General features: G+C 65.0%; 6 protein-coding genes. 5 read left to right on the forward strand and 1 reads right to left on the reverse strand.

Annotated elements, in window-relative coordinates:
• Positions 1-29: 29 nt before the first annotated feature.
• The 5 genes from lanKC (at position 30) to DBR34_RS00125 (ending at position 8,949) form a co-directional block, all read left to right on the forward strand.
• The gene (lanKC, locus tag DBR34_RS00105) at positions 30-2,681 is read left to right on the forward strand and encodes a class III lanthionine synthetase LanKC (RefSeq protein WP_219928188.1); all 2,652 of its coding nucleotides are present in this window, start codon (positions 30-32) and stop codon (positions 2,679-2,681) included.
• A gap of 88 nt (positions 2,682-2,769) precedes the next feature.
• On the forward strand, positions 2,770-4,062 hold the full coding sequence (locus DBR34_RS00110; RefSeq protein WP_181393854.1) for an HlyD family efflux transporter periplasmic adaptor subunit: 1,293 nt from the start codon (positions 2,770-2,772) through the stop codon (positions 4,060-4,062).
• 17 nt (positions 4,063-4,079) lie between these two features.
• Entirely contained in the window at positions 4,080-6,206 is a 2,127-nt protein-coding gene (locus DBR34_RS00115; protein ID WP_128095201.1) for a peptidase domain-containing ABC transporter, read from the forward strand.
• A gap of 143 nt (positions 6,207-6,349) precedes the next feature.
• Positions 6,350-8,233 (forward strand): M61 family metallopeptidase, encoded by a 1,884-nt coding sequence (locus DBR34_RS00120; RefSeq protein WP_128095202.1) that lies wholly within the window; start codon positions 6,350-6,352, stop codon positions 8,231-8,233.
• Positions 8,230-8,949 (forward strand): lysoplasmalogenase, encoded by a 720-nt coding sequence (locus DBR34_RS00125; RefSeq protein ID WP_128095203.1) that lies wholly within the window; start codon positions 8,230-8,232, stop codon positions 8,947-8,949. Before DBR34_RS00120 ends, DBR34_RS00125 begins: the two co-directional genes overlap by 4 nt.
• An 18-nt stretch (positions 8,950-8,967) precedes the next feature.
• Here DBR34_RS00125 and treA read toward each other — a convergent pair whose 3' ends face one another.
• Entirely contained in the window at positions 8,968-10,599 is a 1,632-nt protein-coding gene (gene treA, locus DBR34_RS00130) for an alpha,alpha-trehalase TreA (protein ID WP_128095204.1), read from the reverse strand.
• Positions 10,600-10,696: the final 97 nt, after the last annotated feature.

Consider the following 10,696-nt stretch of genomic DNA (forward strand, 5'->3'; position numbering starts at 1 on the left):
CATGTCCGTGCGAGGTCGTCTTGAATCAGGTGAATGCTCCCGATCTGAACGTGCATCCCGAATTTTTTGTGCCGTTCGACAAATACACGCCCAAGGACACCTACTGCGACCATGTGCGGCCCTGCCTTCCGCCGCTCTGGCGCCTGGTAAAGGATCATTTCTGGACGTATGTCGCCGCGCCGGTCCAAAAGCAGATTACTCAGGGGTGGAAGATTCATATCAGCTGCACCCTTAAGGATGCTGCTTCCGTGCTCCCGGCAGTGACCGACATCTGCGCGGCTCGTGCCACGGAATTCAAATTCGCCAGTGACGAGTTCATTCACCGGAAGCTGCTGTCAAAGTCCGCCGCCCGCCAATCCGGCGGCAAATTCATCACGATCTACCCGCAGACAGTCGAGGTCTTCGAAGAGTTGCTCGAGGCGCTTTACCACGCGCTGCGCGACGTGCGCGGTCCCTACATTCTTTCCGACAGGCAATACAAGGACTCAGGCGCTGTCTTCTATCGTTACGGAGGATTTCGCTCTTTCACCGTCCAGGATGCGATGGGGAAGGAAACCAGCATGATTCTGGATGCTTCCTTCGCCTACATCGAAGACCAGCGGCTCCCCCATTTCAATGTGCCAGCCTTCATTGAGGACAAACAATGGGGCCAGGCGCCGCCACAGCAGGAAGAAGAGGAGCACGACACTCTGTTCGGGCAGCAGTATGAGGTGGAATCGGTACTGAAGTTCTCCAACGCAGGCGGGGTCTATGCGGGCAGGCGGATCAGCGACAACCTGGCGGTGGTGATCAAGGAAGCACGGCCCTTCGTGGACGCCGAAGTGGACGGCATCGACTCGCTGAGCCGGCTGCAGAAGGAGCAGCGGATCCTGATGTCGCTCGAAGACACCGCGATCGCGCCCAAGGCGCTTGGGTGGTTTGTGGAATGGGAACACACGTTCCTGGTTCAGGAGAAGATCGCAGGCGAGACGCTGCGAAGCTATAGCCTGTATTCGACCCGTGCACTTTATCCGGGCTCGACCCGGCAGGAGGTCGAGCAGTGGATATCCCGCGCCGCCGACATCGGCATCGACTTGATCGGCAAAGTCCGGGAACTGCATCGCCGTGGCATCGTGTTCGGTGATCTGTCGACGAACAACATCATCGTGGACGCCGAAACGATGACCGTCCGGTTGATCGATTTCGAGGGTGCATATGAGTCCGGCCTGGACCATCCCATTAATATCTATACGCCGGGGTTCCGGTCGAAGGCGCGGCGAGAGCGCACCTGCGCCAAGCCCGAAGACGACATCTACGCGCTGGGATGCGTACTGCTTTCGCTGCTGTCGCCCAGTTCATTGGCACTGGACGTGATGGATCACTATGCCGAGCGCGCGCTGCATGCGCTTGAGCAGGACATCGGCCTCCCGGCGGCATTCGTCGATTGCCTTCAGCGACTGTTGCAGCAGGCCGATCCCGATCTTGATGCGTGCATCGCCCTGTTGCGTGGAATGGATATGAGCTCCATCCGGGCATTCGATGTCGCCCCCGAGCAAACGCAGATGCGCGACCTTGCACCGGTAGTTCAAGGTGCGATGGCTTACATGCGGCAGAGCATGGACCTCAGCCATGCCTGGCGTCCGTTCCCACTCGATGCGCATAGCAAGGACCTCATCGCGCTCGACCATGGCGCTGGCGGCATTGCATTGGCCTGGCAGCAGGTGGAGGGGACCGTGCCGGATGGGCTGATGGACTGGCTGGAACGCCTGGGCAGGAGCGGCAACCATCTGCCTGGACTGCTGAATGGCTTGTGCGGGCTTGCCTGGCTGCAGTGTAGCGTCGGCCGGCTGGCCGAGGCAGCAAGCACATTGCGCCGTGCCAGCGGTTTGCCTCTGCTTTATCAGGACATGACCCTGGGGTACGGCTACGCGGGTTTCGGGTTGACCTGCCTGAAGCTCTGGCAGGCCACCGCGGAGGAGCGTTACCTGCGCGAAGCCGAACGTGTGGGCAAGGCTCTGCAGGCCACGGCGATCGCCCGCGACGCCGGGATCTGCTGGGGGGAAGATGCGCAAGGCGTGGTGGGAACCGGCCTGCATCGCGGCGGCAGTGGCATCGCGTTGTTCCTTCTTTATCTTCACCACGCCGCGCCGCAGGGAGGTTACCTGCAGACGGCACGGGACGCCTTGGACTTTGACATCGCCTGTGGTCGATCCCTGCAGGGCATGTTGGGCTTTGCCGAGGATACTGCCGAAAGCAGCACGATCCTTTATCCCTATCTGGGTATGGGAACGGCAGGTGTGGCATCGGTGGCGCTGCGCCTGTTCAAGGTGACCGGAGATGGCCGGTACGGCACTTTCCTGGACAGTGTGAAGGCCACCGTTGCACAGAAATACACCGCCAGCTGCGACCTGTTCCTTGGCTTGGCCGGGCTTGGCCACTATCTGCTGGATGCCGCGCAGATGCTTGGGGATGAGAGTTACCGCCGACTTGCCTGGCGGGCCGCCCAAGGCTTGGCGCTGTTCGAAATGGACAAGGAATCGGGGATCTGCTTCCCGGCGGGGACCTCCACCAAGATCAGCTGCACGTTCGGGAACGGCGGCGCCGGCGTCATCACGTTCCTGGATCGCCTGGCCCACGACAAGGGCAATGGCCTGTTCACCTTGGATGCCCTGTTGGAGCCTGTTTCGCCAGGACAGGCATGAACTCAGAGGGGCGGCAGCGTGCGGGCAGGGCCGGCCAGCATACCCGCGGCCGGGCAGATGGCAGGAACGCAGTGGTACGGAGGCTGCAGTGACCCCCGAACAGGACCCCGACAAGCCGGCGCACACCGGCATGTTCCGCCATGAGGCAATGGACGCCTCGCGAAGCACCCGGCCCTACGGCACGGTGCTGTTGATCGGGGATCGCCTGATGACCCGCCTTGCGTGGGTGGGGATGCTGCTGGTGGTGTTCATCCTTGCGTTCCTGCTGACCTTCAGCACCTCGCGCAAGGTGAAGTGGCAGGGCGTGGTGGTGCCCCAGGGTGGCACGGTATCGATTATGGCGCCTTCGGCGGGAAGCATCTCCGAGGTCCTTGTTGCTGAAGGCCAGGACGTCAAGGCTGGGCAGCCCCTGTTCGTTGTTTCGGATGCCAGATCCAACACCCAGATCGCAGGCAGCGTGGGCTCGGTGAGCGATCTGCTGGCAACCCGTCGCGACAGTCTCGAACAGGACATGAGAGAACGACGCCTGCAGCTTGATGGTCAGCGTGCCCCCCTGCGCGCCCGCATCGGCGAGTACGACCGCGAACTCCAGGCAATGGTGGAGCAGGAGCACCTGCAGCGACAGATCGTGGACCTCGCCGAGCAGACCGCCAAGACCTATGCCGAGCTGGTGAACTCACGCTACGTGTCCGGTGTTTCCGCCCGGGAACGGCAGGCTGATCTGCTCGACAAGCGACAACGACTCGCCGAACTCCAGCGTCAGATTGCCAGCCTGCGGCGGGAGAAGATCTCGGCAAAGTTGGAGCTGGACAACCTGGAGGTGCAATCCCAGCGCGACAGCCGGGACATGCAGCGGAACGTGGCCGAGCTTGGGCAGCAGATTGCAGAGAACAGCGGCCTGCGGACCGTGGTGATCCGCGCGCAGAGTGACGGCACGATCGGCACGGTGAACATCGTGCCCGGGCAGAGTGTTGCTGCACTGGCATCGCTCGCCGTGATCATTCCCGCACACCTGCCGCTGGAAGTGGAAATGTACGCGCCTTCCAAGGCGGTTGGACTGATGCGGGTGGGCATGGACGTGACCATGCGCTATCCCGCGTTTCCCTACCAGAAGTTCGGCCTGCATCGCGGCAAGGTGAAGGCCATCTCGCGGTCGACGATGCGCGCCGATGAGGTGAGGCTTCCCGAAAGTGTGCTTGAGTCCGGGGCCGAACCCTTGTATCGGGTGCGTGTCAGCCTGGACTCGGCGAAGGTGCGCGCCTACGGCGAAGACGTGTCGTTGCGGCCGGGAATGCTGGCCGAGGGTGATGTCACCCTTGAGCGCAGGCGACTGTACGAGTGGATCCTGGATCCGCTGTTTACCGTGACCGGACGAATCTAGGCAAGGGCGGACGCACGATGAAAACTCTCAACGTCGATCTCTGGAAGCGCGGAGCCGTACCGGTCATCCTGCAGGCCGAGGCCAGTGAGTGCGGCTTGGCCTGTCTGGCAATGGTGGCCGGCTACTGGGGGTACACGGTGGACCTGCACTCGTTGCGGCAACGCTTCCCCGTCTCGATCAAGGGGACCACCATGCTTGGGCTGGTCCGCATCGCAACGGCCTGCTCACTACAGTCGCGCGCGCTCAGCCTGGATGTGGACAGCCTCCCGGATCTGGCAACCCCCTGCATCCTGCACTGGAACTTCAACCACTTTGTGGTGCTGAAGTCGGTAGGGCGAGATTCGATCGTCATCCACGATCCTTCCACCGGCCGACGCAGGGTCAGCATGGGAGACGTCCGCCGATCATTCACCGGCGTGGCGTTGGAATTGGCGCCCGCAAGTGATTTCGTCCCCCGCAGGGAAGTGCAGCGCTATCGCCTGCGCGACCTGATGGGACGGGTAGTGGGGCTCAAGCGGGGCCTCACGCGTGTGATCGCGCTGGGTGTTGCCCTGCAGGTGTGCGCACTGCTGCTGCCGTTCTTCCTTCAGTGGACGGTCGACGAGGCATTGGTCAACGGAGACCTCGACCTGATCGCAGTGCTGGGCATCGGGTTCATCCTTCTGGTACTGGTACAGACGGTCCTGGCGGCGGCCCGGACCTGGGCTACAACCACGCTTTCCACCAGCTTCAACTTCCAGTGGTTGGGCAACGCGTTCGCGCACCTGATGCGCCTCCCCCTGCCGTTCTTCGAGAAGCGCAACACCGGCGACATCATCTCCCGGTTCAACTCCATCATCGCCATGCAGCGGATCGTGACCACCCAGTTCGTGGAGGCAATCCTGGACGGTCTGATGATGGTTGGAACCCTTGCGATGATGCTTGCCTACAGCCCGCGTCTGACGCTGGTAACGCTTGTGGCGGTGGCGGTGTACATCATGCTTCGTTTGGTGCTGTTCGGTCGACTGCGGAACGCCACGTCCGAGCAGATCATCCATGCCGCGCGGCAGGAGCAGAGCTTCATGGAGTCTGTGCGTGGCATCCAGAGCATTCGCCTGTTCGGGCGGGGTTCGATTCGCCACAACAGCTGGTCCAATGCGCTGGCAGACCAGTACAACGCCGACCTTGGGGTCGCCAGGCTATCGATGATCAACCAGACGGCCAATGCGCTGCTGTTCAACCTGGAGCGCATCGTCGTGATCTGGCTGGCGGCAGTTGCCGTTACCGAGAAGCAGTTCTCCGTAGGTATGCTTTTTGCCTACCTGAGCTACAAGGATCAGTTCAGTCAGCGAGTGGCCAGCATGGTGGACAAGCTGTTCGAGGCTCGCATGCTGTCGCTGCACGCGTCGCGCGTGGCAGACATCGTCATGACGCCCGGCGAAGAGGCATCCCATACGGACGATACGCCCGTCGGGGATGCGGTTGAAATCGAGTTCCGCAACGTCACGTTCCGCTACTCGGCCATGGAGCCGGACGTCCTCCATGGCATCAGCATACGATTCAATGCCGGGCAGTCCATCGCCATTACCGGTGTGTCCGGTTCCGGCAAAACCACGCTGGTCAAGCTGCTACTGGGCCTGCTGGAGCCCACCTCGGGCGACATCCTGGTCAACGGCACACCGATCGAGCGCTACGGCGTGGCCAGGTACCGTGGGCTGCTGGGTACGGTCATGCAGAATGACCTGTTGTTTGCTGGCTCGATCGCGGACAACATCTGCTTCTTCGATCCGCAACCCGATCTGGACCGTATCCGACACTGCGCTGGTCTGGCCTCGATCGATGCAGAAATCGATGCCATGCCAATGGGCTACCACACCATCGTAGGCGATATCGGTTCCGGGCTCTCCGGCGGGCAGGCACAGCGCATCCTGCTTGCCCGCGCGCTATACGGCTCGCCGCGCGTGCTGGTCCTGGACGAGGCAACCAGCCACTTGGATATTGCCAACGAGAGGACAGTAAACCAGGCCATCGGGCAGCTCACTCTCACCCGGATCATCGTAGCGCACAGACCAGAGACGATCGCCAGTACGGAACGGGTGATCAGCCTGGTGCAGGGAATGGTGGCGGGCGATCAACTACAGCGGCCGGCCGGGGTGCCGGCCTAGGGTGCTGACAACAGCCCTGCACGCGCACCCGGCTCGAGCGTGATACCTCCCGGTCGTCCGGTGCGGTCCGGTCATGACCTTTGGCCATGGGGCTGTGCGTCCGCGAGGTCTAGCATCGAGGATTGCCCGCCGGAGCGTTGCCGATGAACATGCGTACCACCGTCCTGTCCGTGCTGCTGGCACTTACTGCCACCGGCGTACAGGCGCAGACGCCGCCCCCGCAGGATGTCGCCTGGCCGGGTGTGCTGCGCATCGAGGTGGACGCACGCGACATCGGCCGGCGCATCTTCAAGGTCAAGGCCACCATTCCGGCCAGGCCCGGCCCGCTCACCCTGCTGTATCCGCAGTGGCTGCCCGGTGCGCATTCGCCCAGTGGCCCGATCGACAAGGTAGCCGGGCTGGTGGTCACCGCCAACGGCAAGCCGCTGCAGTGGACGCGCGATCAGTACGACGTGTACGCCTTCAAGGTGAATGTGCCCGACGGTGCCAGCGAAGTGGTGGCCGAGTTCAAGTTCCTGTCCTCGCAGGGCGGCAGCCAGGGCCGGGTGGTGATGACCCCGGAAATGCTCAACCTGCAGTGGAACGCCAACTCGCTGTACCCGGCCGGCGTGATCACCCGCAACCTGCAGGCGCAGGCCAGCGTGACCCTGCCCAAGGGCTGGAACTACGCCACCGCGCTGGAAACCGAGCGCCGCGACGGCGACACCGTGGTGTTCAAGCCGATCAGCTACGACCACCTGGTCGATTCGCCGCTGTTCGCCGGCCGCTACTACCAGCAGTTCGACCTGGATCCGGGCGCCAAGGTACCGGTGCGCCTGAACGTGTTTGCCGACGATGCCAAATCGCTGGTCGCCAAGCCCGAACAGCTGCAGGCGCACCGCGCGCTGGTGCAGCAGATCTACAAGCTGTACGGCGCACGCCACTTCGATCATTACGACTTCCTGCTGGCGCTGACCAGCAAGCTCGGCGGCATCGGCCTGGAGCACCAGCGCTCCAGCGAGAACAGCGCCGAGCCGGGCTATTTCACCGAATGGGACAAGAACTGGCTGGGCCGCGACCTGCTGCCGCACGAATTCAACCACTCCTGGAATGGCAAGTACCGGCGCGGTGCGGATCTGTCCACGCCCAATTTCAACGTGCCGATGGGCGACAGCCTGCTGTGGCTGTATGAAGGCCAGACCCAGTTCTGGGGCCAGGTGCTGGCCGCGCGCTCGGGGTTGTGGAGCGTGCAGCAGACCCGCGAAACCCTCGCCAACGTGGCGGCCACCTACGATCGCGGCCGACCGGGCCTGGCGTGGCGCGCGCTGCAGGACACCACCAACGATCCCACCATCGCCCAGCGTCGCGCACTGGCTTTCCGCAACTACCAGCTGAGCGAGGACTACTACTCCGGTGGCCAGATGGTGTGGCTGGAAGTGGAAGGCAAGCTGCGTGCGCTGACCGGCAACAAGCGCAGCCTCGACGATTTCGCCAAGGCGTTCTTCGGCGTGAACGATGGCGACTGGAACGTCCATCCGTACACCTTCGAGGACGTGGTGCACACCTTGAACGGGATCGCCCCGTTTGACTGGGCCAGCTTCCTGCGCGAGCGCCTGGACGGGCATCGTTCGCTCACCGGCGGGTTGGACGCGGCCGGCTGGAAACTGGTCTACACCGATACCCCGAGCGACGCGGTCAAGGCGCAGGAAACCCGCGCCGCCGGCATCAACCTGACGTACTCGCTCGGCGTCAGCGTGGCCAACAGTGGGGTGCTGACCGACGTGCTGTGGGACAGCCCGGCGTTCAACGCCGGCCTGGCACCGGGCATGACGGTGCTGGCGGTCAACGGGCGCGTGTTCAAGGGCGACGTGCTGAAGGACGCGGTGACGGCCGCCAAGACCGACAAGGCGCCGATTACCCTGCTGGTGCGCAGTTTCGACCGCATCGACACGGTGAGCCTGGACTACCACGGTGGCCTGCTGTACCCGTCGCTGCAGCGCATCGCCGGCAAGCCTGATCGCCTGGCCGAGCTGTGGAAAGCCCGATGACCTCGCGCGGCCGCGATGTACTGATCGTGGCCGTGGCCATCGCCGCCATTGTCGGCGCGGGCCTGGACGGCGATGGACGTTGGGTGCACTGGCTGGCCAAGCCGCTGGCCACCTTGTTGATCGCTTCGATCGCATGGCAGGCGGGTCAGGTCGCCCGCAGCCCGGGCACCTCAACAACGCTGCCAGCAGCCGGCTACCGCCGTGCGGTGCTGGCCGGCATGGGTCTGTCCTGCCTCGGCGACATCGCCCTGATGCTGCCGATGGATGCCTTCGTGCCGGGCCTGGTCGCGTTCCTGCTGGCGCATGTCTGCTACATCGTCGCCTTCCGCGCCGGCATCCACGCCGGGCGCGGACTGGGCGTGGCGGCCGTGCTGCTCGGTGCCTTCGCCGCGGGCAACCTCATCGCGTTGTGGCCGCACCTGCCGGCCGACATGCGCGTGCCGGTGCTGGCCTACGTGGTGGTGCTGGCGGTCATGGCGATCCTCGCGCTGGCGCGGCACTGGCGCGCGCCGGCACCGCAGGGCGTCGACCGGCGCGGCACGGCGTGGGCGGCCGGCGGCGCGGTGCTGTTCGTGGCCAGCGATTGCCTGCTGGCCTGGGACCGTTTCGGCGGTGGGTTGCCGATGGCCAGCCTGCTGGTGCTGAGTACGTACTACGCCGCGCAATATGGTATTGCGCGATCGGTTCCGGGCGCGCAGGGCAGGCGCGCACCGTGATCGTCTCGGTGCCGCGGCTCAGTCCGCGGCGCCCACATCCTGTGCACTGACGCAGGTGCGTCGCGGCGGGCACAGCCGGTCCAGCAGCGCCAGGGTCACCCCGTTGCTCCACCCGAAGCCATCCTGCAGCGGGTACTCGCCGCCGCCACCGCCGCCGGCCGAGCCGTCCACCACGTACTTCTCCACCAACTTGCCGTCGCTGTCGTACACGGCCTGCACGGTGTTCAGGAAGCGCGTGCCGATGCGGCGCGCGAGCGTGTTCTCGCCATAGCGCTGCAGCCCATCCACCGCGACCCACTGCAGCGGTGCCCAGCCGTTGGGTGCGTCCCACTGCTGCCCGGTACGCACCGTGGTGGTGAGTAGGCCGCCCTGGCGCAGCAACTGCGCATCCACCGCCGCTGCCGTCTGCCGGGCCTGCGCGCGGGTGGCTACCTGCAGCCAGAGCGGAAACAGCGCCGCTGCAGTGAGGGCAGGGCGGGTTTGACCACGCTCGATATCGCGATCCACGTACCAGCCCTGGGTGGCGTCCCAGAGCACTGTATTGATCGCCTTCTGGCGCGCCTGCGCCCGCTGCTCGTAATCGCGTGCCGCAGCGCGGTCGCCCGTCACTTTGCTGGCGCGGGCCAGGGTCTTTTCAAGATGGAACAGCAGGCTGTTCAAGTCCACCGGCACGACGGCAGTGGTGTGGATGCTGCCCAGCGCGGCCGGGTCGGCCAGCCAGCGGGAGCTGAAATCCCAGCCCGACTCCGCCCCCGCGCGCAGGTCGCGATACACCTGCGATGGCGCGCGCTGTGGCGCCTGCGCGGCGGTGGCCAGATCGTCGGTCCATGATTCAGTACGCGGCACCGCACGCGCATCCCAGTAGCGGTTGAGCAGTTGTCCGTCGGCCAGCCGCACCACGCGCTCGCTGGCCGCACCCGGTGGCAGGCCGTCGGCACCGCGCATCCAGAACGCATGCTCGGTGCGCAGCTGGGGCAGGTAGCGGCGGTAGGCGTCATCGCCTTCGTGGGTGGCGAGCAGGTCCACCATCACGCTGAAGAACGGCGGCTGCGAGCGGCTCAGGTAGTAGCTGCGGTTGCCGTTGGGGATGTGCCCGTACTGGTCCAGCTGCCAGGCGAAGTTGTCGACCATGTCGCGCACCTGCTGCCAGCGCCCGCTGGCCGCCAGCCCCAGCATCGTGAAGTAGCTGTCCCAGTAATAGACCTCGCGAAAACGCCCGCCGGGCACCACGTAGGGCTTGGGCAGCGCCAGCAGCGAGCCGTGCGGGTCGGCAGTGCTGGTGGTGCGGGTCAGCACCGGCCACAGGCCATCGATGTGGGCACGCAGGCTCTCCCCGGCCGGGGGTACATAGGCGGCCGTATCGCCGGGCACCGTGAACTGTGCGGCGACGAAGGCGGGCAGGGTGTAGCCCGGCTGCGTCTGCGCCTGCTGCCAGTGACCAAGCAGCGCACGGGCATCCTGGCGCGGGATGGCGTCGGCGAAGGTCTTCTGGTCCTTGAACAGGTGAGCGCCCTGGACTTGCTGGAACAGCGGCTGCCACTGCTGGTCGGGTGGCTGGGGCGTCTGGCGGGCGGGTTCGGCGGCGCCGGCGCTGGCGGTGCAGAGCAGGGCGGCCAGCATGAGGCCGGTCAGGCGGGAACAGGCGGGCATCGGGGGCTTCCAGGCGGGACAGGGCCACTGTAGGTGGCCTTGCGTCAAGGTCTGGTGGGGTGGGGCGTGTGACTGCCCCTTTGCTGGCAAGCAGGGG

Source organism: Stenotrophomonas sp. HMWF003 (genome assembly GCF_003061285.1).
Taxonomy (GTDB): domain Bacteria; phylum Pseudomonadota; class Gammaproteobacteria; order Xanthomonadales; family Xanthomonadaceae; genus Stenotrophomonas; species Stenotrophomonas maltophilia_AP.

Excerpts from the sequence above, each read along its gene's own strand:
- treA (WP_128095204.1), bottom strand. The coding sequence starts at position 10,599 with ATGCCCGCCTGTTCCCGCCTGACCGGCCTCATGCTGGCCGCCCTGCTC.
- DBR34_RS00115 (WP_128095201.1), top strand. The coding sequence starts at position 4,080 with ATGAAAACTCTCAACGTCGATCTCTGGAAGCGCGGAGCCGTACCGGTC.
- DBR34_RS00125 (WP_128095203.1), top strand. The coding sequence starts at position 8,230 with ATGACCTCGCGCGGCCGCGATGTACTGATCGTGGCCGTGGCCATCGCC.
- DBR34_RS00120 (WP_128095202.1), top strand. The coding sequence starts at position 6,350 with ATGAACATGCGTACCACCGTCCTGTCCGTGCTGCTGGCACTTACTGCC.